Source organism: Pseudomonas taiwanensis (assembly GCF_013393345.1).
GTDB lineage: Bacteria > Pseudomonadota > Gammaproteobacteria > Pseudomonadales > Pseudomonadaceae > Metapseudomonas > Metapseudomonas resinovorans_C.
Genome location: NZ_QJRF01000070.1, coordinates 1 through 26,642, shown reverse-complemented (window position 1 = coordinate 26,642; position 26,642 = coordinate 1). Strand labels below are relative to the sequence as shown.

The 26,642-nt window shown below is 63.8% G+C and carries 24 protein-coding genes and 4 tRNA genes; 20 read left to right on the top strand and 8 right to left on the bottom strand.

What is annotated here, in order from left to right; genetic code table 11:
* Window positions 1-57 precede the first annotated feature (57 nt).
* Window positions 58-3,537, bottom strand: coding sequence for a hybrid sensor histidine kinase/response regulator (locus tag DM872_RS23035; RefSeq protein WP_179061606.1), 3,480 nt, complete (start codon window positions 3,535-3,537; stop codon window positions 58-60).
* 251 nt (window positions 3,538-3,788) lie between these two features.
* On the opposite strand from DM872_RS23035, the gene DM872_RS23030 reads away from it, so the two are divergent.
* From DM872_RS23030 to DM872_RS23010, 5 genes are all read left to right on the top strand, one after another.
* The gene (locus DM872_RS23030) at window positions 3,789-4,358 is read left to right on the top strand and encodes a GNAT family N-acetyltransferase (protein ID WP_179061605.1); all 570 of its coding nucleotides are present in this window, start codon (window positions 3,789-3,791) and stop codon (window positions 4,356-4,358) included.
* Window positions 4,358-5,203: an AraC family transcriptional regulator gene (locus tag DM872_RS23025; RefSeq protein WP_256873459.1), complete on the top strand. Its 846-nt coding sequence runs from the start codon at window positions 4,358-4,360 to the stop codon at window positions 5,201-5,203. Before DM872_RS23030 ends, DM872_RS23025 begins: the two co-directional genes overlap by 1 nt.
* A 37-nt stretch (window positions 5,204-5,240) precedes the next feature.
* Window positions 5,241-5,972, top strand: coding sequence for an AzlC family ABC transporter permease (locus DM872_RS23020; RefSeq protein ID WP_179061604.1), 732 nt, complete (start codon window positions 5,241-5,243; stop codon window positions 5,970-5,972).
* Window positions 5,954-6,283, top strand: a complete 330-nt coding sequence (locus DM872_RS23015) for an AzlD domain-containing protein (protein ID WP_179061603.1) — start codon at window positions 5,954-5,956, stop codon at window positions 6,281-6,283. Before DM872_RS23020 ends, DM872_RS23015 begins: the two co-directional genes overlap by 19 nt.
* A 585-nt stretch (window positions 6,284-6,868) precedes the next feature.
* Window positions 6,869-8,743: an MFS transporter gene (locus DM872_RS23010; RefSeq protein ID WP_179061602.1), complete on the top strand. Its 1,875-nt coding sequence runs from the start codon at window positions 6,869-6,871 to the stop codon at window positions 8,741-8,743.
* A gap of 42 nt (window positions 8,744-8,785) precedes the next feature.
* On the opposite strand, the gene sugE is transcribed toward DM872_RS23010, so the two are convergent.
* Both sugE and rdgC read right to left on the bottom strand, forming a co-directional pair.
* Window positions 8,786-9,100, bottom strand: coding sequence for a quaternary ammonium compound efflux SMR transporter SugE (gene sugE / locus DM872_RS23005; protein ID WP_179061601.1), 315 nt, complete (start codon window positions 9,098-9,100; stop codon window positions 8,786-8,788).
* A 205-nt stretch (window positions 9,101-9,305) separates the two neighbouring features.
* The gene (gene rdgC / locus DM872_RS23000) at window positions 9,306-10,226 is read right to left on the bottom strand and encodes a recombination-associated protein RdgC (RefSeq protein WP_179061600.1); all 921 of its coding nucleotides are present in this window, start codon (window positions 10,224-10,226) and stop codon (window positions 9,306-9,308) included.
* Between the two features lie 159 nt (window positions 10,227-10,385).
* On the opposite strand from rdgC, the gene DM872_RS22995 reads away from it, so the two are divergent.
* The 6 genes from DM872_RS22995 (at window position 10,386) to DM872_RS22970 (ending at window position 12,525) form a co-directional block, all read left to right on the top strand.
* Window positions 10,386-10,461 (top strand) — tRNA-Val (locus DM872_RS22995).
* 15 nt (window positions 10,462-10,476) lie between these two features.
* Window positions 10,477-10,553: transfer RNA gene (locus DM872_RS22990), tRNA-Asp, on the top strand.
* Window positions 10,554-10,626: 73 nt separating this feature from the next.
* Window positions 10,627-10,702 (top strand) — tRNA-Val (locus DM872_RS22985).
* A 15-nt stretch (window positions 10,703-10,717) separates the two neighbouring features.
* A tRNA-Asp gene (locus DM872_RS22980) sits at window positions 10,718-10,794 on the top strand.
* A gap of 214 nt (window positions 10,795-11,008) precedes the next feature.
* Window positions 11,009-11,719 carry an FKBP-type peptidyl-prolyl cis-trans isomerase gene (locus tag DM872_RS22975; RefSeq protein ID WP_077521478.1) on the top strand — a complete coding sequence of 237 codons (711 nt, stop codon included), beginning with the start codon at window positions 11,009-11,011 and terminating at the stop codon, window positions 11,717-11,719.
* Window positions 11,720-12,090: 371 nt separating this feature from the next.
* Window positions 12,091-12,525, top strand: a complete 435-nt coding sequence (locus DM872_RS22970) for a YkvA family protein (protein ID WP_179061599.1) — start codon at window positions 12,091-12,093, stop codon at window positions 12,523-12,525.
* Here the strand turns inward: DM872_RS22970 and DM872_RS22965 are convergent.
* Window positions 12,513-13,274, bottom strand: coding sequence for a substrate-binding periplasmic protein (locus DM872_RS22965; protein ID WP_373273735.1), 762 nt, complete (start codon window positions 13,272-13,274; stop codon window positions 12,513-12,515). The two genes, DM872_RS22970 and DM872_RS22965, sit on opposite strands and share 13 nt — an antisense overlap.
* Before the next feature lie 121 nt (window positions 13,275-13,395).
* Between DM872_RS22965 and DM872_RS22960 the strand changes: the two genes are divergently transcribed.
* From DM872_RS22960 to DM872_RS22950, 3 genes are read left to right on the top strand one after another with little or no spacing between them, the layout of a single operon-like run.
* Window positions 13,396-13,710, top strand: a complete 315-nt coding sequence (locus tag DM872_RS22960; protein WP_179061598.1) for a helix-turn-helix domain-containing protein — start codon at window positions 13,396-13,398, stop codon at window positions 13,708-13,710.
* Window positions 13,707-14,072, top strand: coding sequence for a hypothetical protein (locus tag DM872_RS22955; protein ID WP_077521470.1), 366 nt, complete (start codon window positions 13,707-13,709; stop codon window positions 14,070-14,072). Before DM872_RS22960 ends, DM872_RS22955 begins: the two co-directional genes overlap by 4 nt.
* The gene (locus DM872_RS22950) at window positions 14,072-14,539 is read left to right on the top strand and encodes a tetratricopeptide repeat protein (RefSeq protein ID WP_179061597.1); all 468 of its coding nucleotides are present in this window, start codon (window positions 14,072-14,074) and stop codon (window positions 14,537-14,539) included. The genes DM872_RS22955 and DM872_RS22950 overlap by 1 nt, the downstream gene beginning before the upstream one ends.
* A 153-nt stretch (window positions 14,540-14,692) precedes the next feature.
* Here the strand turns inward: DM872_RS22950 and DM872_RS22945 are convergent, their stop codons facing one another.
* Together DM872_RS22945 and DM872_RS22940 are read right to left on the bottom strand one after the other, a co-directional pair.
* Window positions 14,693-16,438, bottom strand: coding sequence for a bifunctional diguanylate cyclase/phosphodiesterase (locus DM872_RS22945; protein WP_179061596.1), 1,746 nt, complete (start codon window positions 16,436-16,438; stop codon window positions 14,693-14,695).
* A gap of 83 nt (window positions 16,439-16,521) precedes the next feature.
* Window positions 16,522-18,603 (bottom strand): carboxy terminal-processing peptidase, encoded by a 2,082-nt coding sequence (locus DM872_RS22940; protein ID WP_179061595.1) that lies wholly within the window; start codon window positions 18,601-18,603, stop codon window positions 16,522-16,524.
* A gap of 126 nt (window positions 18,604-18,729) precedes the next feature.
* Here DM872_RS22940 and DM872_RS22935 point away from each other — a divergent pair, with 126 nt between their 5' ends.
* The 4 genes from DM872_RS22935 (at window position 18,730) to DM872_RS22920 (ending at window position 22,810) form a co-directional block, all read left to right on the top strand.
* The gene (locus tag DM872_RS22935; protein ID WP_179061594.1) at window positions 18,730-19,695 is read left to right on the top strand and encodes an NAD(P)H-quinone oxidoreductase; all 966 of its coding nucleotides are present in this window, start codon (window positions 18,730-18,732) and stop codon (window positions 19,693-19,695) included.
* 156 nt (window positions 19,696-19,851) lie between these two features.
* Window positions 19,852-20,415, top strand: a complete 564-nt coding sequence (ahpC, locus tag DM872_RS22930) for an alkyl hydroperoxide reductase subunit C (RefSeq protein WP_069082528.1) — start codon at window positions 19,852-19,854, stop codon at window positions 20,413-20,415.
* Between the two features lie 176 nt (window positions 20,416-20,591).
* A complete protein-coding gene (gene ahpF, locus DM872_RS22925; protein ID WP_179061593.1) occupies window positions 20,592-22,148 on the top strand; it encodes an alkyl hydroperoxide reductase subunit F in 1,557 nt (518 codons plus the stop codon).
* A 122-nt stretch (window positions 22,149-22,270) separates the two neighbouring features.
* The gene (locus DM872_RS22920; protein ID WP_179061592.1) at window positions 22,271-22,810 is read left to right on the top strand and encodes a hypothetical protein; all 540 of its coding nucleotides are present in this window, start codon (window positions 22,271-22,273) and stop codon (window positions 22,808-22,810) included.
* 72 nt (window positions 22,811-22,882) lie between these two features.
* On the opposite strand, the gene modA is transcribed toward DM872_RS22920, so the two are convergent.
* Together modA and DM872_RS22910 are read right to left on the bottom strand one after the other, a co-directional pair.
* The gene (gene modA, locus DM872_RS22915) at window positions 22,883-23,638 is read right to left on the bottom strand and encodes a molybdate ABC transporter substrate-binding protein (protein WP_179061591.1); all 756 of its coding nucleotides are present in this window, start codon (window positions 23,636-23,638) and stop codon (window positions 22,883-22,885) included.
* Between the two features lie 49 nt (window positions 23,639-23,687).
* The gene (locus DM872_RS22910; RefSeq protein WP_179061590.1) at window positions 23,688-24,500 is read right to left on the bottom strand and encodes a TOBE domain-containing protein; all 813 of its coding nucleotides are present in this window, start codon (window positions 24,498-24,500) and stop codon (window positions 23,688-23,690) included.
* 149 nt (window positions 24,501-24,649) lie between these two features.
* On the opposite strand from DM872_RS22910, the gene DM872_RS22905 reads away from it, so the two are divergent.
* Window positions 24,650-25,078, top strand: a complete 429-nt coding sequence (locus DM872_RS22905) for a TOBE domain-containing protein (RefSeq protein WP_179061589.1) — start codon at window positions 24,650-24,652, stop codon at window positions 25,076-25,078.
* A 314-nt stretch (window positions 25,079-25,392) separates the two neighbouring features.
* A partial coding sequence (locus DM872_RS22900; protein WP_179061588.1) for an OprD family porin occupies window positions 25,393-26,642 on the top strand: 1,250 nt, incomplete at its 3' end.

Sequence of the window (26,642 nt, the reverse complement as noted above, 5' to 3'; positions counted from 1 at the left end):
CGCTGCGCTCTGACCAACCTACAAAAGGCGCATCGTGCAAGTCTCCCACAATGCATTTCAGCGTAGGTTCACGTGCCGGCTGATCAGCGCCCGTAGCGCCGCGGGCTTCACCGGCTTGGCGAGGTAGTCCAGGCCGGCGGCGTGGACTTCGGCCACCAGCTCGGCGCGGCCGTCGGCGCTGATCACGACGCCGGGCAGCGGTTCACCCAGGCGGGTCCGCAGCCAGGCCATGAGTTCGGTGCCGGTCTCGCCCTCATCCAGGTGGTAGTCCACCAGCGCCAGTTGCGGCCGCACCTCTTCGGCCAGCAGGTGCTCGCATTCCAGGCGGTTGCGCGCCGTCCAGACCTGGCAGCCCCAGCGCGACAGCAGGCTGTGCATGCCGGTGAGGATGCTGTCCTCGTTGTCGATGCACAGTACCTGGGTACCGTTGAGGAACTGGCCATTGGCTTCGGCCTGTTTCTGCACCACAGGCGACGGCTGCTGGGCGCGTGCCAGCGGCACGGTGACGCTGAATACGCTGCCCTTGCCGGGCCAGGAGCGCACTTCCAGCTTGTGGCCGAGCACGCGGCAGAGGCCGTCGGCGATGGCCAGGCCCAGGCCCAGGCCTTTCTCGGCGCGGGTCTGATGGCTGTCCAGGCGCTTGAACTCCTCGAATATCACCTTGCGCTTGTCTTCCGGGATGCCGGGGCCACGGTCCCAGACTTCCAGGCGCAGGTTGTCGCCGTCGCGCCGGGCGCCGAGCAGGACGCGTCCCCTGGCATAGCGGAAGGCGTTGGTGAGGAAGTTCTGCAGGACCCGACGCAGCAGTTTCATGTCGCTTTCCACCCGCAACTTGCTGCCGCGCAGGCGGAAGTCCATCCCCTGCTCCTGGGCCAGTACCTTGAACTCGGCGCCGAGGGTGTCGAACAGCGACGCCAGGGGGAAGGGCGCGCGGTCAGGGGTGACGCGGCCGCTTTCCAGCCGGGAGATGTCCAGCAGGTCGGTAATCAGGTCCTCGGCCGAACGCAGCGAGCTGTCCAGGTGATTGACCAGTTCGCGGGCCTCGCGAGGCAGGACTTCCTGCTGATGGCCGAGGGCGGCGGAGAACAGCCGCGCGGCGTTGAGCGGCTGCATCAGATCGTGGCTGACGGCGGCGAGGAAGCGGGTCTTGGACTGGTTGGCGGATTCCGCCGTGCCCTTGGCTTCGATCAGCGCGTGGTTGAGCTGGGAGAGTTCCAGGGTCCGCTCGGTGACCCGTCGCTCCAGGCCTTCGTTGGCATCCTTGAGATCGCGCTCGGCCTGGCGATAGGCGGTGATGTCGGTGAAGCTCATGACGAAACCGCCGCCGGGCATGGGGTTGCCGATCAGTTCGATGACCCGGCCATTGGGGAACAGGCGCTCTGAGGTGTGCGGTGTGCCCTGGCGCATCCAGAACAGGCGGCGGGCGACATGGGATTCCACCTCGCCGGGGCCACAGAGGCCGCGTTCAGCGTTGTAGCGGATGATGTCGGCGATGGGGCGACCGACGCTGATCAAGCCTTCGGGGTAGTCGAACAGCTCCAGGTAGCGACGGTTCCAGGCCACCAGTCGCAAGGACTGGTCGACGACGCTGATGCCCTGGGTGATGTTCTCGATGGCGCCCTGCAGCAGCGCGCGGTTGAATTGCAGCACTTCGGACGCTTCGTCGGCGATGCGCACCACGTCCTCCACCTGCATCTCGCGTCCTTCGATGGCCGCCTTCACCACGGCGCGCGCCGAAGAGGCCCCGAGTACGCCGGCGAGCAGGCGTTCGGTGTGGGTGATCCAGTCCTGGTTGGCGTTCTGCGCCGGGTTGAAACTGATGCCCAGCCGATAGGCGAAGCGGATGAAGCTCTGCCGCGCACGTTCCTCGCCGACGAAGCGCGAGGCGAGCATCAGCAGGTCGTCCACCTGCACTGCCAGGAGCGTGCGGGAACTGCCGCGCGCGGACACCTGTTGGCCAACGAAACGGCTGGCCTGCCAGTGCTCGGAAACGCGGGTGCGGGAGAACAGCGATACCCAGGCGAAGAGGAGCCAGTTGCCGGCCAGCGACAGCACCACGCCCTGGGTCAGGGGCTCGATGGGCAGGTCCAGGGGGTTCGCCATCATCCAGGCGAGGCCGGGGAAGTTCTCCAGCGGCCAGCCCAAGCCACGTGCCATCACCGGCAGCACCAAGGTGTAGGCCCAGAGTGCGGCGCCGGCGGCGAGGCCGGCGAAGACGCCGCGGCGGTTGGCCTGTTTCCAGAACAGCGCGCCGATCATCGCTGGACCCAGCTGGGCGATGGAGGCGAAGGCGATCTGGCCGATGGTCGCCAGGCTCGCGGTGGAGCCCAGCAGGCGGTAGCTGACGTAGCCCAGCAGGATGATCACCACGATGCTCACCCGGCGTACCGAGAGCATCCAGTGGCGGAACACCTCGAATGGGCGTTCGGCGTTCTGCCGGCGCAGCAGCCAGGGCAGCAGCATGTCGTTGGACACCATGGTGGACAGCGCCACGGCTTCGACGATCACCATGCCGGTCGCGGCCGAGGCCCCGCCGATGAAGGCCAGCAGCGCCAGGGCCGGGTGGGCCTCGGCCAGCGGCAGGCTGATGACGAAGGAGTCCGGGATCACGCCGCTGGGCAGCAGCATCTGTCCGGCCAGGGCGATGGGCACCACGAACAGCGCCGCCAGGGCCAGGTAGATGGGGAATATCCAGCGCGCCTGGCGCAGGTCGCGCGGCTCGATGTTCTCCACCACCGTCACGTGGAACTGGCGGGGCAGGCAGATGATCGCGAGCATGGCAACGCCGGTCTGCACCAACAGCGAGGACCAGTCCATGGATTGCGACCAGTAGTGCTCCAGTTGCGGGGCGCTGCGGGCGCGGGTGAACAGGTCGTCGAAACCGTCGAACAGGCCGAAAGTCACGTAGGCGCCCACCGCGAGGAAGGCCAGCAATTTGACTAGCGATTCGAAGGCAATCGCCAGGACCATGCCACGGTGGTGCTCGGTGGCGTCGAGGTTGCGCGTACCGAAAAGGATGGTGAAGAGGGCGAGCACCAGGGACACGATGAGCGCGGTGTCCTGGGCGCGGGTACCGGAGGCCTCGGCGCTCGGGCCGATCAGCAGGTTCACCCCGAGGACGATGCCCTTCAGTTGCAGGGCGATGTAAGGCAGCACGCTGACCAGGCAGATCAGCGCCACCACCACCGCCAGCGCCTGGGACTTGCCGTAGCGCGCGGCGATGAAGTCGGCGATGGAGGTAATGTTCTCCTGCTTGCTGATGAGCACCATCTTCTGCACCACCCAGGGCGCCACCAGGAGCAGCAGGATGGGGCCGAGGTAAATGGGCAGGAAGTTCCAGACCTGGCCGGCGGCCTGGCCGACGGCGCCGAAGAAGGTCCAACTGGTGCAGTACACCGCCAGCGACAGGCTGTAGACCCCGGCGCGCATGCGCGGCGACAAGGGCGTGCTGCGTCGGTCGCCATAGAAGGCGATGGCGAAGAGGATGGCCATGTAGAGGAAGGCGACCGTGGCGATCAGCCCGCTGGACAGCGACATTGCAGCTCCGGATGGTGCGGTGGCGGGATGTGCCCGCGAGAATTCGACTTCCAGCAGTTTCGCACCAAAGTCGGCAATTCGTCAGGCCGCTGCTACCAAGGTCGCAGGTACTCTTGAGCGCCCGCACGGGGGCTGATAGCGTGCTCTATCGCCCGCGCTGTTCCATCGATCTTGCGCGGACGCCTGCACGGCACTTCCGCTCGGCGCGACGTTCTCATCCGGCAGGGTTCTTTCGCCTGAGGAGGGCGCAGATGTTCAATCCACAACCGGTCATCCTGCAGCGCGGCGCCTTGCGCCTCGAACCGCTGGCAGAGGCCGACATCCCAGCGCTGGTGACCCTGGCCGAAGCCAACCGTGAAGCCCTGGCCTATATGAACGGCCCCCTGCGCCCCGACTGGTATCGCCAGGGCCTGGCCGCCCAGCGGGAAGGGCGGGCAGTGGTCTTCGCCGTTCGCCTGGGTGACAACCTGGTGGGCACCACGCGATTCGCCGATTTCATACCCAACCTGCCGGCCGCCGAGATCGGCTGGACCTGGCTGGCCGCCGGTGAGCACGGCAGTGGCCTGAATGCGTCGATCAAGTACCTGATGCTGCGCCACGCTTTCGAGGAGTGGCAGCTGGTGCGGGTGCAACTGAAAACCGCCGCCAGCAACCTGCGCGCCCAGCGCGCCATCGAAAAGCTCGGCGCCCAGCGCGAGGGCGTGCTGCGCAACCATCGCCGCCTGGCGGGCGGCCGCCTTGATGACAGCGTGCTCTACAGCATCACCGACCACGATTGGCCGGACGTGAAGCAACGCCTGGAGGCGCTGTTCAGCGCTTGATGGATATGGCGAGCGGCGAAACGACACGCTTCTGGCAGGCCAGCGAATTAGGCGGGGTGGAGCTGCTCCATGCCCGCTACATCGAGCAGCGTTTCGCTCCCCATGTGCATGAAGGTTATGTGTTCACCGTGATCGAGTCCGGTGCGCAGCGTTTCCGCCATCGCGGCAGCGACCACCTGGCGCCTGTAGGCAGCATGGTGCTGATCAATCCCGATGAGTTGCACACCGGTTCCAAGGCCCATGAACAGGGCTGGCGTTACCGGGGCTTTTACCCGGACCTTGAGCGGGTGACGGATGTACTGGCGGAACTGGATATCCGGATGAACGGCCTGCCCGGGTTTGCCGATAGCGTTATCCAGGACCCCGAGGTGGCAGTAACCTTCATTCGGCTGCACCAATTGCTCGAGGACAGCACTCCCGCGCTTCAGGTACAGACGGCCTGGCGCGAGGCGATTCTGTTGCTGTTCCGACGCCATGCGCGTGTCGCCGTACCCCGCGGCGCCGGGATCGAGCCACGGGCCGTGGCGCTGGCGCGGGATATTCTGTCCGCGCGCCTGGCCGAGCCGCCGTCCCTCGAAGAACTGGCCGCCGAAGTGGGGCTCTCGCCCTTCCATTTCGCCCGTACCTTCCGCCGCGCCACCGGCATGCCGCCCCATGCCTGGCTCAAACAGCAGCGTCTGGACCAGGCCCGCGCCTTGCTGAAGGCCGGTTGCGCGCCGGCCGGTGTGGCGGCACAGCTGGGATTCGCCGACCAGAGCCACCTGACCCGCCAGTTCAAGCAGGCCTATGGCGTGGGACCGGGCGAATATCGCAACGCCTGCGCAAGATCGTTCAAGACCCATTGATGGCCGTCCGCTAGCCTTCCGGGACAAGGAGGGCCCCATGTCCCGTATCACTGAGTTCATCCACGGCGCCCGAGACATCGTCCCGATGATCGTCGGCGCCATTCCGTTCGGCATCATCTTCGGCACCCTCGCGGCCGGCGCCGGGCTGTCTGCCTGGCAGACCCTCGGCATGTCGCTGTTGGTGTTCGCCGGTTCGTCCCAGTTCATCGCCATTACCCTGCTCAGTGGGGGCGCCGGGGCAGCGGTGGTGCTGCTGACCACCTTCGTGGTCAACCTGCGCCATGCCCTCTACAGCGCCACCCTGCAGCCCTTCGTGCGCCATCTGCCGACCCGCTGGCGGATGCCACTGGCGTTCTGGCTGACCGACGAAGCCTTCGCCGTGGTCCAGCATCGCTACGCGGAAAAGGACGACTCGCCGCACAAGCACTGGTACTTCTTCGGCGCCGCCCTGGCCATGTACCTGAACTGGCAGCTCTGCACCCTGGTGGGCGTGCTCTTCGGCCAGGCGGTGCCCAACCTGGCAGCCTGGGGCCTGGACTTCGCCATGCTCGCCACCTTCATCGGCATCGTGGTGCCCATGCTGCGCAACAAGCCGCAGGTGGCCGCCGCACTGGTGGCTGGCGCCGTGGCGCTGGCTTGTCAGGGCCTGCCCTACAAGCTGGGCCTGATGGCGGCGGCCCTCTGCGGTATCGCCGTAGGCGTGGTGCTGGAACGTCGTTATCGCCTCGATCTGGTCCGGGAGGACATCTCGTGCAAACCTGGAGCCTGATCCTCGGCATGGCGGCCATTACCTTCGCCATCCGCTACAGCCTGTTCGCCTGGCCGAACCTCAGTTTCCCCCCTGTGGTGCGCCAGGGACTGCACTACGTTCCCACGGCCGTGCTCACCGCCATCGTCGTGCCGGGAATGCTGATGCCCGACGGCCAGAACCTGCAGCTGGCGCTGGACAACGCCTACCTGCTGGCGGGCCTCGGCGCCATCCTGATCGCCGCGCTGACGCGTCACCTGCTGGCGACCATCCTCGGTGGACTGGTGCTGTTCTTCCTGCTGCGCTGGGCGCTGGGGCAGTTGCCGATCTGAGTCGGGGAACGGGCCTGTAGGGGCGTGTCTGCCTTGTAGGAGCTAGCTTGCTAGCGAAACGGGGCCATTCGCTGGCAAGCCAGCTCCTACGGGCGATGCAGCTACTTGCAACACTCGCCCTTGGCGAATGAATTCGCCCCCACAGGGAACGATTCGCGAGCAGAGCTCGCTCCTACGATCCAGGGTCTGCGAATTCGCAATCGCCGCGCCTGTAGGGGCGATTTCAATGGCTATGTCTGCCTTGTAGGAGCTAGCTTGCTAGCGAAACGGGGCCATTCGCTGGCAAGCCAGCTCCTACGGGCGATGCAGCTACTTGCAACACTCGCCCTTGGCGAATGAATTCGCCCCTACAGGAAAGCCGCGCATCTGAGGATCGATACGGGATCGGGTCTGTGGGAGCGATTTCAATCGCGAATGAAGGAACGATTCGCGAGCAGAGCTCGCTCCTACGATCCAGGTCTGCGAATTCACACAAACATCTTTCCTGTGAGTGTGGCTTTCCGCCACCGTCTTGCAGTCCAATCAGCGACGTGCAACTTCAGTTGCACGAGGCTATTCCACTGCCAACCACAGGTACCAAGGAAGATGAGCCAACACTCGCAATTCGCCCTGCTGGGCACGCGGCGGTTCCTGCCGTTCTTCGTGACCCAGCTGCTCGGCGCCTTCAATGACAACATCTTCAAGCAGTCGCTGATCCTCGCCATCCTCTACAAGCTCGCCATTTCCGGCGACAAGAGCATCTTCACCAACCTTTGTGCGCTGCTGTTCATCCTGCCGTTCTTCCTGTTTTCCGCCCTGGGCGGGCAGTTCGGCGAGAAGTTCGCCAAGGACGCGCTGATCCGCGCGATCAAGCTGGCCGAGGTCGCCATCATGGCGGTGGGGGCGCTGGGCTTCTTCTTCGACAGTCTGCCGCTGCTGTTCCTGGCGCTGTTCGCCATGGGCACCCACTCGGCGCTGTTCGGCCCGGTGAAGTATTCAATCCTGCCGCAGGTGCTGCGGGAGGATGAGTTGGTGGGGGGTAACGCCCTGGTGGAAATGGGTACCTTCCTCGCCATCCTCGCGGGGACCATCAGCGCCGGTCTGATGATGTCCGTCGAGCGCTACGAGCCGGTGGTGGCCTGTGCCATCGTCTTCACCGCCAGCCTGGGCTACCTGGTCAGTCGCGGCATCCCCCGTGCGGCTGCCGCGCTGCCGGAGCTGAAACTGGACTGGAACATCTTCCGCCAGTCCTGGCAGATCCTGCGCCTGGGACTGGGCCAGCGACCTTCGGTATCGCGCTCGCTGGTGGGTAACTCCTGGTTCTGGTTCCTCGGGGCTGTCTATCTGACGCAGATCCCGGCCTATTCGAAGGAGTTGCTGCACGGTGACGAGAGCGTGGTGACTTTGATCCTCACAGTGTTCTCAGTGGGGATCGCATTGGGTTCGATGCTGTGCGAACGCCTCTCGGGCGGCAAAGTGGAGATCGGCCTGGTGCCCTTTGGCTCCATCGGCCTGACCCTGTTCGGCCTCCTGCTCTGGTGGCATTCCGGCGAGTTTCCGCAGGGCGCGACGCCGCACGACTGGCTGACGCTGCTGGGCCATGGACAGGCCTGGCTGATCCTTGCGGATATCCTCGGTATCGGCCTGTTCGGCGGCTTCTACATCGTGCCGCTGTACGCGCTGATCCAGTCGCGCACGGCGGAGAACGAGCGCGCCCGGGTGATTGCCGCGAACAACATTCTCAACGCGCTGTTCATGGTGGTGTCGGCCATTGCCTCGATCCTCTTCCTCAGCGTCGCCGGGCTGTCGATTCCCGAACTGTTCCTGGTGGTGTCGCTGATGAACATCGCGGTGAACAGCTACATCTTCAAGATCGTCCCCGAGTTCACCATGCGCTTCCTGGTCTGGCTGCTCGGCCACTCCATGTACCGCGTGGAGCACAAGGGCCTGGAGGCGATTCCAGAGGAAGGGCCGGCGGTGCTGGTGTGCAACCACGTGTCCTTCGTCGATGCGCTGCTGATTGGCGGCGCGGTGCGACGTCCGGTGCGCTTCGTCATGTACTACAAGATCTACCAGCTGCCGGTGTTGAACTTCATCTTCCGCACCGCCGGGACCGTGCCCATCGCGGCGCGCCATGAAGACCTGCTCGTCTACGATGCGGCCTTCAAGAAGATCGCCGAATACCTGCGCAACGGCGAAGTCGTGTGCATCTTCCCCGAGGGCAAGCTGACCGGCGATGGCGAGTTGAACGAGTTCAAGAACGGCATCGAGCGCATCCTCCAGGAAAACCCGGTGCCGGTGATCCCGATGGCGCTGCAGGGGCTGTGGGGCAGCTTCTTCAGCCGCGACCCGGCCAAGGGATTGTTCAAGCGCTTCTGGTCGCGCATCCACCTGGTGGCGGGGACGCCTGTATCGCCCGAGTTGGCTGACAGGCAGAGCCTGCAGTTGCAGGTGGCCGAACTACGGGGTGATGCCCGCTGAATGAAAAAGCCCGCCAAATGGCGGGCTTTTTCATTGTGGGACTCAGTGGCTGAGCTTGAGGCCGATCAGGCCGCCGATGATCAGCGCGACGCTGAGCAGGCGTACCAGCGCCATGGACTCGCCGAACAGGATGACCCCAGCGATCACCGTGCCGACCGCGCCGACTCCGGTCCAGATGGCGTAGGCGGTGCCGAGCGGCAGCTCCTTCATGGCCAGGCCGAGCAGGCCAAGACTGATAATCATGGCGAGGGCGGTGAGGGCAGTGGGCAGCGGCTTGCTGAAACCGTCGGTGTACTTCAGGCCTACGGCCCAACCCACCTCGAACAGGCCGGCGAAGAAGAGAATGATCCAGGACATGGTGAACTCCAGATAGACGACTGATTGAGTGGGGCCGTCCCCGGTGATCACTCGCAGAGTGGCAAGGTCGTCCTCGCGCTGCGCAGTATTTTGCACATCCTGGCCGGTCGGACAAGTCCGGCCGGTCGCCATGGTCGGAAAGGTTCGAGTCAGGCGCTGGCTAGCGGGCAGGAAAGCGCCGGCACGGGGCCGGCGCCTGGAGGGGTCAGACGCCCTGCGGAATCTCTTCGCCGCCCAGGGCTTCGAAGAGCTGCGGAATGAATTCCACCAGGGTCAGCATCATCAGGGTGAAGCTGGCGTCGAGCTGGCTCAGGGCATCCTCACCGCCATCCTGCTCGGCCTTCTCTTGCAGCAGGTCCTCGAAGCGCAGGCGCTTGATCACAATCTTGTCGTCGAGGATGAAGGACAGCTTGTCCTGCCAGGCCAGGGACAGCTGGGTGACCAGCTTGCCGGACGTCAGGTGCAGCTGGATCTCGTCGCTGGTCAGGTCCTGGCGCTTGCAGCGCACCACGCCGCCGTCTTCGTCGGTGTCGCGCAGTTCGCACTCGTCCAGCACATAGAAGTCGCTGGCGGCTTCCTGGGTCTGGACCCACTGGGTGAGGGTGGCGGTGGGGGCGATCTTCACCGAGGCCGGACGCACCGGCAGCGAACCGATGGCTTCACGCAGGGTGGAGAGCAGGTCTTCGGCGCGCTTGGGGCTGGAAGCGTCGACGAGGATCAGGCCTTGTGCCGGCGCGATGGCGGCGAAGGTAGCGGACTTGCGGATGAAAGCACGCGGCAGGAAGGTCTGGACGATCTCGTCCTTCAACTGGTCGCGTTCCTTCTTGTAGACCTTGCGCATCTGCTCGGTCTCGATCTGGTCGACCTTTTCCTTCAGGGCATCCCGCACCACGCTGCCGGGGAGGATGCGCTCTTCCTTACGCGCAGCAATCAGGAAGAAACCTTCGCTGACGTGCACCAGCGGTGCATCGGCGCCCTTGCCGAACGGCGCCACGAAACCGTAAGTGGTCAGCTCCTGGCTGGCACAGGGCCGGGCCGGTTTGGTCGCCAGCGCGGCTTCCAGCGCCTCGGCATCAATATTCAGATCCTGGGTGAGGCGATAGACAAGCAGGTTGCGAAACCACATAGGGGGAAAACCTCCGGACACAAAGCGCGCATTATTCTCATCGGGAGGCTTCGGGCTCAACCCTGAGCTAAGCCTTTGGAAGGCCTGATAATTTTTTTTCAAAAGGGACTTGCCAGAGGCGGGATACCTCTCTAGAATGCGCCCCACTTCGAGAGTGAAGGGTGATTAGCTCAGCCGGGAGAGCATCTGCCTTACAAGCAGAGGGTCGGCGGTTCGATCCCGTCATCACCCACCAATCTCGCAGTTACGCGCAGCGGTAGTTCAGTCGGTTAGAATACCGGCCTGTCACGCCGGGGGTCGCGGGTTCGAGTCCCGTCCGCTGCGCCATATTCAAAACCCTCAGGTAGCAATGCCTGAGGGTTTTTCGTTTAGTGTGTGACCCTTCATTGGGCGCATATTTGGGTGATTAGCTCAGCCGGGAGAGCATCTGCCTTACAAGCAGAGGGTCGGCGGTTCGATCCCGTCATCACCCACCAGTTTCAAGGTTACGCGCAGCGGTAGTTCAGTCGGTTAGAATACCGGCCTGTCACGCCGGGGGTCGCGGGTTCGAGTCCCGTCCGCTGCGCCACTATAAAAGCCCTCAGGTAGCGATACCTGGGGGCTTTTTCTTTGCCTGCCAAAATTCCCCGACAGCACTGTCATCAATGCTTACGTGATGCCGCGCAAGCTGCTGAACTTATTGCAGACGTGCCGTTCTTATTGCCCATAGCCACCTCTCGCGGCGGCCTGCTAAGCTCGCCGCTCCATCGTATTGCCATCATGGCGACAGACAAGGATTCAGCATGAAACAACATCGGTTGGCGGCCGCTGTGGCCCTGGTGGGCCTGGTTCTCGCGGGCTGCGATTCGCAGACCAGCGTTGAGCTCAAGACTCCGGCCCAGAAGGCTTCCTACGGTATTGGCCTGAACATGGGCAAGAGCCTCGCCCAGGAAGGCATGGATGACCTCGATCCCAAGGCTGTCGCCCAGGGCATCGAAGACGCCATCGGCAAAAAGGAGCAGCGCCTGAAGGACGAAGAGCTGGTTGAAGCCTTCGCCTTCCTGCAGAAGCGTGCCGAAGAGCGCATGACTGCACTGAATGCCGAGAATGCCAAAGCCGGCAAGAAATTCCTCGAAGACAACGGCAAGCGTGAAGGCGTAGTGACCACCGCCTCCGGCCTGCAGTACGAGATCGTCAAGAAAGCCGAAGGTGCCCAGCCCAAGGCGACCGACGTGGTGACCGTTCACTACGAAGGCAAGCTGACTGACGGCACCGTGTTCGACAGCTCCGTCCAGCGCGGCAGCCCCATCGACCTGCCGGTCAATGGCGTGATCCCGGGTTGGGTCGAAGGTCTGCAACTGATGCACGTGGGTGAGAAGGTCAAACTCTTCATCCCCAGCGAGCTGGCCTATGGCGAGCAGAGCCCGAGCCCGGCCATTCCGGCCAACTCGGTTCTGGTCTTCGACCTGGAACTGCTTGGCATCAAGGATCCGGCGGCCGCTGGCCAGCAATAAGCGGCAGCTGTTTCACGAAAACGCCCCGTCTCGACGGGGCGTTTTCGTTTCCGACGCCAGTCTCATCTGAACCGCGAAGCGACTTTTCAGTCACATCGGGAGTGAGGCGTCGAGAAGGTGTTACGGTTATGCACATGACCGGGTAACCACGATTGTGCGCAGTGCGACGTGCAGTCGCATTGCGGACCGCCTGGTCAAATGATTGATTTTGCTGGGCTTTTGGCAGTGGGCAAATTTTGCCCGATCTGTCGCGGAGCCGCATGACATGGGCCTTTTCCGCGTTATGTGGAAAACTGTTAACAAGGTTATCCACAGATTTCGTGGATAACCGCGCCAAGCCGTCTAGGCCAGGCTTCTGCCGAGGAGTAGCCGTGAAAGCACCCTGGAATTTCCAGCGTTACCTGACCCTGGCGCAGCGTTTCCTCGCCGGTGGCCGATTGCCATCCCTGCTGCTGGCGGTATCACGCAAGAGCTCGAGCCAGAGCGGCCGGCTCGGTGCGGTGAAGGATGACCTGCGACTGTTACTGTCGCTGGCCAATGCCTGGCTGCGCGGTGACTACCGGCAGATCAATCCCAAGGCATTTCTCGCCGTGGTAGGGGCTTTGATCTATTTCGTCACGCCGCTCGATGCGCTTCCGGATTGGCTGATGGGCATGGGCTTCGTCGACGACCTGGCTGTGCTGGCATGGGTTCTTAAAACCTGGGGTAGCGAACTGGATGCCTTCCGCGCGTGGCGCGATGGCCAGTCGTCGGCTGTACGGGCGGCGCTGGAACGGCTGCCGGCGCCGGACTCTCAGCGATCCTGAAGTCCCGCGCGCTGCTGCTCGCCTTGGAGCAATGATTCGATCTCACCGCTGTCCCTCAAGCGTTGCAGTGCGGCGTCCAGTTGTTCCGCTGGTATCGGTAGCTGGCCGCTGTAGGCGCAGTGCAATTGGTAGCGCTCCACGATCCAGGGGCTGAATACCAGGGGGGCATCGGGTCGCACAGCCAGTTCATAGGCAAGGGCGCGGCGCATGTCGATGATGGCGTCCAGCCGCTTGTGGCTCAGCAGGTTCAGGCGGGTGTCGAGATCGCGCACATCCTTGCGCTCCACGTCGTTATTCGCGAAGGCCTCCATGAGCGGCATGCTGTAGGCGAAGCCCAGGCTGGTGCCCAGCACCTTGCCCTTGAGATCAGCCAGGCTGGCGATGCGCGGACTGTCGCGATGCTGGAGGAGGGCGTCTTCTTCTTCGAACAACGAGGGCGACCAGTGATACGCCGAAGCATCCACCATCCATTCGGGATTCGAGTTGCAGATCAGGTGAATGCGCCCGTTCTTCAGGGATTCCTCGATGCGCTTGTTCGGCGTCTCGATGAAGCTGACCTTGATCGACAGCTCCTTGGCGATGCGTTCACCCAGATGAAGGATGAAGCCGCCAAGCAGGGCGTGGTCGCTCACCTGCGCGTAGGGCATGCCATCGGCCGGGCCGAAACCCCAGCGCAGCTCTTCACTTAGCGCGAGTCTGGGCCAGAGGCTGAACAGTATCCAGAGAACTACACGAAAATGCCGCGTCACGAGCCTTCCCCCGCCAGGTGGACGCAGTATAGTTCACCCTCTGCGGGCCCTCGGCCTGATAATATGGCCGCCTGCATGGAGGTGCTGAAGCAGTCGGCACTGCGTTCCACGGGGAGCTTCAATGAGTGTGCAAGTGATCATGCGTGACGGCCAGGCGGAGTACGCGGTACTGCCCTGGGCCGAGTATCAGGCGCTGCTGCGCGCCGCCGGCCAGGCCGCTACGGAATCGGCCACCGAACCAACCAGGGTTGCGCTCGGACAACTGAAGTCGCTGCGCGAAGCGCAGGGCCAGAGCCTGGAGCAACTGGCTCGTGCTGTGGGGATCAGCCCGCATTATCTCGGGTTGATCGAGAGCGGCGAACGCGAGCCCGATGAAGCCATCAAACGGAGTCTGGCGCATGTCCTCGGCGTATCCGGCTGGGAGTCCGGATCTTGAGTCTGCGAATCAGCCGCCAGCACTGGCAAGCCTTGTTGGATGAACTGGAAGATGCTCGCCGTCAGCGTCATCTGTTGACCTACCGGGCATTGATCGAACGCCTGCAGTTGCCGTCCCCGGCAATGCAGACCCTTACTGCAGCCCTCGAGCACCTGGCCGCCCTCGACGCCCGCGCCGAGCGACCCTTGCGCAGTTCCCTGGTGATCAGCCAGGGCGCCAGTCGCCTGCCGCGCACGGGGTTCTTCGAGTGCGTCGAACGCCTGGGCCGTTTCGCCGGCCCGCCGGATGGCACCGCCGCCGCGTCCTGGCATGCAGCTGAAGTCGTTCGCGTATTCGAGTTCACCTACCCCGAGGAGCAGTGATGCTCTGGAAGCTGCGGGCACGGCTCGGCTACCTGGTAGCACGCCGGCTCATGCGCTTCCCCAAGCTGGTGGCCCATCCGCGTGCCTGGCAATGGATGCAAGGCCAGTTCGCGCGCATGGCTGCCCTGGGCGACCTGTCCGCACAGAGTTTCTACGGTCACCTGCTGCTTCACCGTGGACACGGCTTCGGCGCGCGGGAGGAGGGCATTCGCCTGCTCCGCCTGGCAGCTCAGGCTGGCGACGGAAAATCCGCCTATCAGCTTGGGGTGCTGAGCCTGGACGGGGATGCCCGCCAGGCTCCGGATGCTGCGGAAGCCGCGCGCTGGTGGCAGTTGGCGGCCGATGCTGGCCATCCGCTCGCAGCGCGCAAGCTGGCCGACCTCTACCGCGACGGCGGACCGGGACTGGAACCCGATGCCGAGGCCGCCGAGCGCACGGCGCGGCGGGCGGGCGAATTGGGGCTCTGACAGCGCATTCCGGGCATGCGGCCTGTGGTGGAAATCCGCCACGCGGATTTTCACCCTACGTAGACAGCAGCGCCAGGAATCTGCGCGTAGGAGCGAGCTTGCTCGCGAATAGGGCCTTCGCCAGCAAGCTGGCTCCTACAGGTCGGGGCTCTTTTACTCTGCGTCGATGATATGCAGGCTGTAGCCTGGCATCGCCTTGGCGTGGCGCTTGGCCTCGGAGGCGAGCCCCGCCAGTTGCGAGGCATCCAGTCGCAGGCAGTCTTCGGCCTTCAGGGTCACAACACCAATGGACAGCGACAGCAGCGGATATTCCTCGCGCTGGCCATGACGGTTATGGGCGACGAAGCAGCCCGCTTCCAGATGGTCATTGCGGTAGAAGCGCCGGCACTGACCCTGGAAGTCTTCCAGCAGATGGTTGAGGCGCATGCGCCAGTCAGCCGACCCCAGTACCAGCATGAAATCGTCGCCGCCGATATGACCGACGAAGTCCCGAGCCGGGTCCACGCGTTCGCTCAGGCACTGGGCCAGGCACAGCAGCACCTCGTCGCCCTTGGCGTAGCCATAGAGGTCGTTGAAGGGCTTGAAGCTGTCGATGTCCACATAACAGACCACCGCCTGACGGCGTTGCTGCAGCAGGCGCGTCAGGCACTGCTGGATGGGTACGTTGCCCGGTAGCAGGGTCAGCGGATTGGCATGGCGCGCTTGCTGGATCTTCAGCTCGGTAATCAGTTTGAGCACATCGATCACCCGCCCCAGGCCCCGGTAGCGGCCCTCGAGAATGATGATGAAGTCCTCTTCGATCCGTTGCCGCGCACGGCTGGTGATCAGGCGGCTGACTTGTTGCAGCGACTGTCCCAGTTCCACCGCGAGGAAGTCCGTGCTCATCAGCCGATTCACCGACTTGCGGGTGAACAGGTCGGTGGCGAAAGGACGCAGCAGGGCCTCGGAGAGCAGGTGGCGATGCACGATGCCGACCGGGCGTTCATGGGCGTCCAGCACTGCCAGCGAGTTGAGGTTGGCCTGGGCGCGGAACGCTTCCAGCACTTCGTGGATGGGGGTGTCCTCGTGTACCGCCGGCTGCTCGTTAAGCAGCGCAGAGAGGTCGCGGTTCTCCTCGTTCATGCTGCTGAGCGACTCCATCGTCGGCAACAGCGCGCGCGGGTCGCGCGAGGGGTGTTCCTGAGGGCGGCCCAGCAGGTAGCCCTGGACCAGGTCGATCCCCATCTCCGCCAGAACCGCGAGTTCTTCCGGCAGCTCTATGCCTTCGGCGATGACCTGGGCACGCGAGGCCTTGGCCATTTTCAGGATGGATTCGACGAACTCGCGCTTCACCGCGTCCTGGTGGATGCCGTCGATGAAGTGGCGGTCGATCTTCACGTAATCCGGGCGTAGCTCGGACCACAGGCGCAGGCTGGAGTAGCCGGCGCCCAGGTCGTCCAGGGCGATGGAGAAACCCATGGCGCGGTAATGGTGCAGGGCGGTATCGAGCAGATTGAAGTCTTCGGTCGGGGTCTGTTCCGTCAGCTCGATCACCACCTGGCTCGGCGGGATACCGAAGGCTTGCAGCATCTTCAGGGTGCGACCCGGTTGGTGCGCCGGGTCCAGCAGGGATTCCGGGGACACGTTGAGGAACAGCAGGCCATCGAGCTTGAGTTCCTTGAAGCGCCGGCACGCGCTCTTGCGGCAGGCCATTTCCAGTTCGCTGAGGCGTCCGGCGTGGCGCGCTACCGCGAACAAGGTCATGGGGGAGTGCAACGGGCTGTTGGACGGGCCTCGGGTCAGCGCCTCGTAGCCGAGGATGCGCCGCTCCGACAGCGACAGGATTGGCTGGAACAAACTGTGCAAGTCGCCGTGAGCGAGGATCAGGCCCAGTGCGCTCAACTGCTCGGTGACGGTCATGCTGTTACTCGTGAAAAAGAAAGGGGCCGCAATTGCGGCCCCCGGATTTCACGACAGTTATGTGACGGCGTTATGACATCATTTCAATGTTTCGCCACGGCTGCGTTCAGGCCCAGGTAATCCAGCAGGATCTGCCCGGTCTCGGTCAGGTAGGCGTCGTCTTCCGGCTTGGTCTTTTCCTCTTCTACCGGGACGGCGTCTTCGTCTTCCGCTTTGAGTTCCTTCAGAAGCTCCTCGCCCTTGGCCTTGCGACGGGTGTTCTCCATCGTCAGCTGCTTGGTCTCGATGTCGGCCTGCTGCGCGCGACGCTTGGTCTCGTTGAGGCTGACCACGGTGTCCTTCATCAGCTTCTGGGCCAGCGCCAGGCGCTCGCGGCTGTAGACGAAGTCCGGGTCCTGCGCGGTGCGCGCATCGTGGCGGGACTTCAGTTCGGCCAGGAACGGCTTGAACGGGTCCAGTTCGGGCTTGATGGCCGGGCGGATGCTGTCCCAGGGCATGGCTTCGGGTAGGGCGCTTTCACCAATCTGCTTGGTGTCGACCACCGAGGGGTACTCGATGTCCGGCAGCACGCCCTGGTGCTGGGTGCTCTGGCCGGAAACGCGGTAGAACTTGGCCAGGGTCAGCTTCAGTTCGCCGTGGTTCAGCGGCTGGATGGTCTGCACGGTGCCCTTGCCGAAGGTCTGGCCACCGATGATCAGCGCGCGGTGATAATCCTGCATCGCGCCCGCGAAGATTTCCGAAGCCGAGGCGGACAGGCGGTTGACCAGAACGGCCATCGGGCCGGTATAGAAGGCGCCGGTGTTCTCGTCGGCCAGCACATCGACACGGCCATCGCTGTTGCGCACCAGAACGGTCGGACCCTGGTCGATGAACAGGCCGGTCAGTTCGGTGGCTTCCTGCAGGGAGCCGCCGCCGTTGTTACGCAGGTCGATGACCACGCCGTCGACTTTCTCCTTCTGCAATTCGCCCAGGAGCTTCTTCACGTCGCGGGTGGTGCTCTTGTACTCGGGGTCGCCGGCGCGGAAAGCCTTGAAGTCCAGGTAGAAGGCCGGTACCTCGATCACGCCGAGCTTGAACTTGCTGCCTTCATGCTCGAGATTGAGGACGGATTTCTTCGCGGCCTGTTCTTCCAGCTTCACCGCTTCGCGAGTGATGGCGACGATCTTGCTGGTCTGGTCGTTCGGCGCGTTGCTCGCCGGAATCACTTCCAGGCGAACCACCGAGCCTTTCGGGCCGCGGATCAGCTTGACCACTTCGTCCAGGCGCCAGCCGATCACGTCGACCATTTCGCCATTGCCCTGGGCAACGCCGACGATCTTGTCCGCCGGGGCGACCTGCTTGCTCTTCTCGGCCGGACCGGCCGGCACCAGGCGCACCACCTTCACGTACTCGTTATCGCTCTGCAGCACGGCGCCGATGCCCTCGAGGGACAGGCTCATGTTGATGTCGAAGTTCTCCGCGTTGTCCGGGGAGAGGTACTGGGTGTGCGGGTCGTACGTCTGGGCAAAGGCGTTGATGTAGGCCTGGAACACATCTTCGCCACGGGTCTGTTCGAGGCGGGAGAGCTGGTTCTTGTAGCGCTTGACCAGCAGTTCCTGGATGGCCTTGGGTTCCTTCTTGGCGATCTTCAGGCGCAGCACTTCGTCTTTCACGCGCTTGCGCCAGAGGTCGTCGAGGGCGGCACGGTCCTTGGCCCAGGGCGCCTTCTCGCGGTCGATTTCCAGGCTCTCGTCGACGTTGAAGTCGATCTTGTCGACGCCCTTGTCCAGCAACGCCAGGGCGAAGTCCAGACGCTCCTTGAGGCGGTCCAGGTGGCGCTTGTAGATGATGAAGCCCGGTTCCAGATCGCCGCTTTTCAGCAGGTCGTCGAAACGCGTGCGCCATTTGTCGAATTCGGCGATATCACCGGCGGTGAAGTACATCCGCGCCGGGTCGAGGAGCTTGAGGTAGCCCTCGTAGATCTTCACCGAGCGCTCATCGTTGAGCGGCGGCTTGTTGTAGTGATGGCGCTTGAGCAGTTCCACCACATTGAGGCTGGCGATCACCTGTTCACGGTCGGGCTGAATGGAGTCCCAACTGTTCGGGGCGGTAGGGGCGGCATGCAACGGCAGGACGCTGACGCTGAGAGCCAGGGCGAGGGCGGAACTGATCAGGGAGCGCTTCATGCTGATTCGACGTCGGGACAGGTGATAACGCATATTAGGCCGTATTTGAGGGCGCCGGGTTCCATTGGCGCAACGCGAAGGCCCAGCAGGTCGCTGGGCCAGGTCCAAGCTCACTATGGAGGCACCGTGAAGGCATTGCAAGGCGTCGAAGGGCGCGTGGAGTGGGGGGAGCGGGCGAGCCCGGCTTGTGATGCAGGACAAGTGCGGATCCGCGTGGCCGCCGCCGGTCTGAATCGAGCCGACCTGTTGCAACGTGCAGGGCTGTATCCGCCGCCGCCAGGGGCCAGCGATATCCTGGGGCTGGAAGCTTCCGGGGTGATCGCCGAGGTAGGCCCGGGCAGTGGCGCCTGGCAGGTGGGTGACCGTGTCTGTTGCCTGCTCGCCGGAGGCGGCATGGCGGAGGAGGTCGTGGTGGATGCGCGCCATGTGCTGCCGGTGCCCGAGGGGCTGTCGCTGGCTGAAGCCGCTGCGCTGCCGGAGGTCTATGCCACCGCCTGGCTCAACCTGTTCCAGCTGGCAGCTCTGAAACCGGGCGAGAAGGTGTTGCTGCACGCCGGCGCAAGCGGTGTCGGCTCGGCCGCCATCCAGTTGTGCAAGGCCTTTGGCAACCCTTGCTGGGTCAGCGTGGGGTCGGCCGAGCGCCTGGCCTACTGCGAATCCCTCGGCGCCCAGGGCGGCGCGCTGCGTGGCGAGGACCTGGAAGGCCTGCGTGACTTCGCACCCTTCAATGTGATCCTCGACCCGGTGGGCGGCAACTATGCCAGCCTCAACCTGGCGCTGGTCGCCGTCGATGGCCGCTGGGTGAACATCGGCCTGATGGGCGGTCGCAAGGCCGAGCTGGACATGGCGCTGCTGCTTGGCAAGCGCGTGCAGCTGATCGGCTCGACCCTGCGCAGCCGCGACGAGCAGTTCAAGGCCGATCTCATCAGCGATCTCCGCCAGCACGTATGGCCGCTGTTCGAGGAAGGCCGCCTGCAGCCGCGATTGGAACGCGCCTTCCCCGCGAAAGACGCCGAGGCCGCTTTCGAGGCGCTGGCCAGCAACCAGGTAGAAGGAAAACTGGTGCTCGTGCTGGACGAAACGTTGGTCTGATAGCGGTTGCTCCGACGCTCCAGGCCCCGTGGTCCGGGGCGTCGAAGAGTTGCATTGAGGTAATCAATCGTTCTGATGGGGTCATTCAATGTGATCTTTTTGGAATAACCCAATAGTCTTTGTCGGGTAAATTTCTAACCCAACGAGGACGTTGCGATGTCTCTGATCAATACCGAAGTCAAACCGTTCAAAGCCACCGCCTACCACCACGGCAAGTTCGTCGAACTGACCGAAGCCAACCTGAAAGGCAAGTGGTCCGTATTCTTCTTCTACCCGGCTGACTTCACCTTCGTCTGCCCGACCGAGCTGGGCGACCTGGCTGACAACTACGCCGAGTTCCAGAAACTGGGCGTGGAAATCTACGGCGTGTCCACCGACACCCACTTCACCCACAAGGCCTGGCACGACACTTCCGACACCATCGGCAAGATCCAGTACCCGCTGGTTGGCGATCCGACCTGGGTTCTGTCCAAGAACTTCGAAGTTCTGATCGAAGAAGCTGGCCTGGCTGACCGTGGCACCTTCGTGATCGACCCGGAAGGCAAGATCCAGATCGTCGAAGTCAACGCCGGCGGTATCGGCCGTGACGCCCAGGAGCTGCTGCGCAAGGTCAAGGCTGCCCAGTACGTTGCCGCTCACCCGGGCGAAGTCTGCCCGGCCAAGTGGAAGGAAGGCGAAGCGACCCTCGCCCCGTCCCTGGACCTCGTCGGTAAGATCTAAAGACGGTCGGGAAGCTGTGGCGCTTGCTGTCGCGGCTTCCCACTCCGTTTTTCCGCTGTAAGAAGTCTGGCAGATGGCTTCGCGCCATCCGCCAGCACCACACCCCTCATCCCGTTTCGGGCGGTCGGCAACGACCGTCGAGGGGTGACTCATGCCCGCAATAAAGGAATTCGCACATGTTGGACGCCAATCTTAAAACTCAGTTGAAGGCCTACCTCGAAAAGGTCACCCAGCCGTTCGAGATCGTCGCGTCCCTCGATGACAGCGACAAATCCCGCGAACTGCTTGGCCTGCTGCAAGACATCGTCGGCCTGACTGACAAGATCACCCTGAAGACCGATGGCAGCGACGCCCGTCGCCCGTCGTTCTCGTTGAATCGCCCTGGCGCGGACATCTCCCTGCGCTTCGCCGGCATCCCCATGGGCCACGAATTCACCTCGCTGGTGCTGGCCCTGCTGCAAGTGGGCGGTCACCCGTCCAAGCTCGGCGCCGACGTGATCGAACAGATCAAGTCGATCGAGGGCGAGTTCACCTTCGAAACCTATTTCTCGCTGTCCTGCCAGAACTGCCCCGACGTGGTGCAGGCGCTGAACCTGATGGCCGTGCTCAACCCGAACATCCGCCACGTCGCCATCGACGGCGCGCTGTTCCAGGGTGAAGTCGAGCAGCGCCAGATCATGTCGGTGCCCAGCCTCTACCTGAATGGCGAACTGTTCGGCCAGGGCCGCATGGGCGTGGAAGAAATCCTCGCCAAGATCGATACCGGCGCCGCCGCTCGCGATGCCGAGAAGCTCAACGCCAAGGCGGCCTTCGACGTGCTGGTGATCGGTGGTGGCCCTGCCGGCGCTGCCGCTTCCATCTACGCCGCCCGTAAAGGCATCCGCACCGGTGTTGCCGCCGAGCGTTTCGGCGGACAGGTGCTGGACACCATGGCCATCGAGAACTTCATCTCCGTGCAGGAGACCGAAGGCCCGAAACTGGCTCGTGCCCTGGAAGAGCACGTCAAGCAGTACGACGTGGACATCATGAACCTGCAACGTGCCAGCGCTCTGGTCCCGGCCAAGGCCGAGGGCGAGCTGCATGAAGTGAAGTTCGAGAGCGGTGCGACCCTGAAAGCGAAAACCGTGATCCTCTCCACCGGTGCCCGCTGGCGCGAAATGAACGTTCCTGGCGAGCAGGAATACCGCGGCCGCGGCGTGGCCTACTGCCCGCACTGCGACGGTCCGTTGTTCAAGGGCAAGCGCGTGGCGGTGATCGGCGGTGGTAACTCCGGTGTGGAAGCGGCCATCGACCTGGCTGGCATCGTCGCCCATGTCACCCTGATCGAGTTCGACGACAAGCTGCGTGCCGACGCCGTGCTGCAGAAGAAGCTGGCCAGCCTGTCCAACGTCAACGTCATCAAGAGTGCGCTGACCACCGAAGTGAAAGGCGATGGCCAGAAGGTCAACGGCCTGGTCTACAAGGACCGCACCTCGGACGAGCTGCGCACCCTGGAGCTGGAAGGCATCTTCGTGCAGATCGGCCTGCTGCCCAACAGTGAGTGGCTGAAGGGTGTTGTGGAGCTGTCCCCGCGCGGCGAAATCATCACCGACGCCAAGGGTCAGACCAATATCCCCGGCGTGTTTGCCGCCGGTGACGTGACGACGGTTCCGTACAAGCAGATCGTGATCGCCGTGGGCGAGGGCGCCAAGGCGTCGCTGAGCGCCTTCGATCACCTGATCCGTACGACCTGATTTTTACTCAGCGTGGTGTGCTGAAGTGGCGGAGGCTCGCAAGGGTCCTCCGCTTTTTTTATGTCCGCGTGGCTTCCCTGTATCCTTCGCGCTTTCGTTCCTCAAGCGGCAGGGCTCATCTCGTGAAACAGCAACTTATCGAATTGATCGCGGCAATCAGCTCCGGCTGCATGGCCGAGGATGAGATCGAAGGTGTCGCCGCCGAGGCGACCCAGGCCTACGCCGATGCGGATGCCTTCCTCGCTGCCAACCCGGATATCAACTACGACGACAGCTTCCCCATTCCCCTTGGAGAATGGGTGGTAGTGGGCAGCCTGCCCGACACCGTGCTGTTCCAGGCCGACAGCTACGACCAGTTGTTCCAGCAGGTAGTGGATTCCTTCGGTCCGAGCGTGAACTTCGTGCTCAAGCCCAAGCAACTGGTGAAAGTCGAGCCGCTCAAGGCCCTCAACCGCATCCAGGTGCAGATGGGCAGCCTCTACCCGGAGAAGGGCGGCTACGTGCTGGTGGATTTCAGCGAACCGCTGGATGACGAGCTGCAGTGCGTGCTGGTCTACAAGCACGACCTGGAGAAGGTCATGCAGCTGGCCGTGGACGTCGGCATCTACACCGCACCGGCCTACGAGGCCCTCAAGGCCGCAATGGAAGAAGGCGACGACTGAGCCGCCGCCGACACGCTCCCCTCTCCCTTTGGGAGAGGGGCCGGGGGTGAGGGTGTTTCACCCCGCGCCGTCTTACAGCTGATAGCCGTAGGACTTGATCACTTCTGCGGCCTTCGGCCCTTTCAGGTAATCCACCAGCGCCTTGGCGGCCGGGTTGGATTCACCCTTCTTCAGGATCAGCGCGTCCTGCTTGATCGGCTCGTGCATGTCGGCCGGCACGATCCAAGCGGAGCCGCTGGTGATCTTGCCATCCTTGTACACCTGGGACAGGGCGACGAAGCCCAGTTCGGCGTTGCCGCTGGAAACGAACTGCAGCGCCTGGGTGATGTTCTGGCCTTCAACCAGCTTGGGTTTGACCGCTGTGGTCAGGCCCAGCTTGTCCAGCACCTGGGTGGCAGCCAGGCCGTAGGGCGCGGCTTTCGGGTTGGCAATGGACAGGTGCTTGTACTGGCCCGTTTTCAGCACGTCGCCCTTGGCATCCACATAGCCGTCCTGCGCCGACCACAGCACCAGGGTGCCGATGGCGTAGGTGAAGCGCGAACCGGACACGGCATCGCCTTCTTTCTCCAGCTTCGCCGGGGTGGTGTCGTCGGCCGAGAGGAAGACCTCGAAAGGCGCGCCGTTCTTGATCTGGGTGTAGAACTGGCCGGTGGCGCCGTAGGCGGCGACCAGCTTGTGGCCGGTGTCCTTTTCGAAATCCTTGGCGATGGCCTGGATCGGCGCGGTGAAGTTGGCGGCGACGGCCACCTGGACTTCGGCAGCCGAGGCGCTGCCCAGGGCGAACAGGGCGACGAGCGCGGCGGCGGCGCGGGTGAGGCGATGACTCATGGGATGACTCCTTGTTGTGGGTTGTGTGGTGTTCATCGTTGTTGGTGATTCAGAAATGACTGGCGAGGATCACGCTGGAGGCCTTGAAGAAAGCGCAGGCCGGCAAGCCGGGGCGCAGGCCCAGGCTTTCGCAGCTGGCCTGGGTGACCACTGCGGTGATGCTGCGTCCGGACGGCAGGTCGAGGGTCACCTCGTTGTTCACCGGGCCTTCGTGGATCAGGGAAATTTCGCCCCAGAGCTGGTTGCGCGCGGTCATTCGCACGTCGCGCTCGGTGCTGAGCATCACCGAGGACGCCTTGACCATCGCCAGCACTTCCATGCCCGGCGCCAGGCCCAGGTTTTCCACGCTGGTGCGGGTGACCACGGTGACGATCTCGGTCTGCGGATCGAGGCGAATACGCACTTCGGCTTCCACCGGGCCTTCCACCAGCTCGCTGATGCTTCCGGAGAACTGGTTGCGTGCACTGCTGTTCAGGCGCATGCGCCGCATCAGCGCCTGGAATGCCTGGATGTCCTCGGGGCCGTTGTGGTCAAGCTGCCCGGCCAGACGGTCCAGGGTGGCCTGGTATTCGCCTTCCAGCGCGCGGTACATCGCCACCACCTTGCGGCCGTAATCGGTCAGTTCGGTGCCGCCACCCTGTGGGCCGCCCTTGACGCGGATGACCAGCGGAGTGGGGGAGAGGTTGTTCAAGGTGTCCACCGCTTCCCACGCGGCCTTGTAGGAAATCGGCACGGCCTTGGCTGCCTGGTTGATCGAGCCCTTGAGCTGTATCTGCTCCAGCAGGCGGATGCGCGTGCCGGATAACTCCGCACCAATGGCGGTTTCCAGCGACATGCGGGCGAGGAAGCGGGGTGCAGTCATGGGTGGCTCGCAGGAATGAGGATGAAATCGGCCGTTGTGGTTGAGGCGCTATAAGTGCCGGACCTAGAGTCTTGGCCGGTCCTGTTCTCGCTATTTACTACGCTATATAGCGCCATTCGTGACCTCTCGAAACACGGAGGAAAAATCCTGTGAAAGTAAGTGCCCGCAACGTATTCAAAGGAACCATCAGCGCCCTGACGGAGGGCGCGGTGAACGCGGAAGTCGTGCTCGCCCTGCCCGGCGGCGACAGCCTGGTGGCGGTCGTCACCCTGCAGAGCGTCAAATCCCTGGGCCTCGCGGTCGGCAAGGAGGCCATCGCGCTGGTCAAGGCACCCTGGGTGATGCTCATGACCGATGGCAGCGACATCCGCCTGTCCGCCCGCAACTGCCTCAGCGGCACCGTGGTATCGGTGGACGCCGGGGCTGTTAACTCCGAAGTCGTGATCGAGCTGCCCGGTGGCGCCAAGGTCACCTCCGTGGTGACCCGTGAAGCCGTGGCCGAACTCGGCCTGGCCAAGGGCGTCAACGCGACGGCCGTGATCAAGGCCTCCCACGTCATCCTCGGCGTACCTGCCTGACACCAGCGGGCCGGAACCTGAAGTTCCGGCCCGACTGTCCGCATTTCCCACCGGCTGACCTTGGGTCGGCCGGTGCGGTCGCATTCTTGAAAGAATTTGACTTTGAAGTCAAGTTTTGGCGTCATGCACGCCGTCTCGCGCTTCTCGGCTTTTACAGTCGCTACTGCGCACCCTTGAACGAACCCTCTTGAGCAGACCGAAAGCCCCGGTGCTGCTGATGTTCGCCCATCGCTATATACAAAACAATACAGCGATAGGGGCGAGGAGATGTTCGAGGTGACCTTTCAAGACCACAAGAAAATGGAGTAACCCGAATGCACCAATCGTCCCTCGCCCTGGCCGTCGCCCTCGGCGTGCTGGCCCAGCAGGCCGCCGCCGGCGGTTTCATCGAAGACAGCAAGGCCAGCCTGACCCTGCGCAACTTCTACATCAACTCGGACAACCGCCAGTTCGCCGACGCGCCGTCCAAGCAGGAAGAGTGGGGCCAGGGCTTCCTCTTCAACTACGCCTCCGGCTACACCGAAGGCACCGTGGGCGTCGGCGTCGACGCCCTCGGCCTGTTGGGCGTGAAGCTGGATTCCGGCAAGGGCACTCACTACAACCCGACCAGCGCCAGCTACGGCGGCACCGTGTTCCCGACCGACAACGACGGCCGCGCCAAGGACGATTTCGGCAGCCTGGGCGTGACCGGCAAGGTGCGCATCTCCAAGACCGAAGCGCGCCTCGGCACCCTGCTGCCGAAGCTACCGGTGGTGACCTACAACGACGGTCGCCTGCTGCCGCAGACCTTCGAGGGCGGGCAGGTGACCTCCAGCGAGATCGCCGGCCTGACCCTGGTCGGCGGCCAGCTGGAACACGCCAAGGGGCGTAACTCCAGCGACGCCCGCGGCCTCTCCATCGCCGGCGCCAACAACGCCCGCACGGGTCAGTTCGTCAACACGTTCTACTTCGCCGGTGGCGACTACAAGGTCAGCGACAACCTGCTCGCGCAGTACTACTACGGCAACCTGGAAGACTTCTATCAGCAGCACTTCGTCGGCCTGACCCACAACTGGGCGCTGCCGGTGGGCGCGCTGAAGTCCGACCTGCGCTACTTCTACAGCGACTCCGACGGCAAGAACGCCAGCGTCGAAGGCCGCCGCGAAGGCTTCCGCAGCTCGGGCAACTGGGCGACCAACGATCCGGACCGCTTCGAAGTGGACAACCGCACCTGGAGCGCCCTGTTCACCTACACCCTCGGCGGCCACGCGGCGAGCCTGGGCTACCAGCAGGTGTCCGGCGACAGCGCCTTCCCTTTCCTCAACCAGGGCGACGGCGCCACCGCCTACCTGATCACCGACCGCCAGATCGGCAAGTTCCTCAGCGCCGGCGAGCGCACCTGGGTGGCCGAGTACGGCTACGACTTCGCCAAGCTCGGCGTGCCGGGGCTGAAGGCCGTGGGCACCTACCTGAAGGGCAGCAACATCGAGACCCAGGGCAGCGACCAGGGCGAGTGGGAACGCGACTTCCGCCTCGACTACGTGCTGCAGGGCGGCCCGCTGAAAGGCCTCGGCGTGTCCTGGCG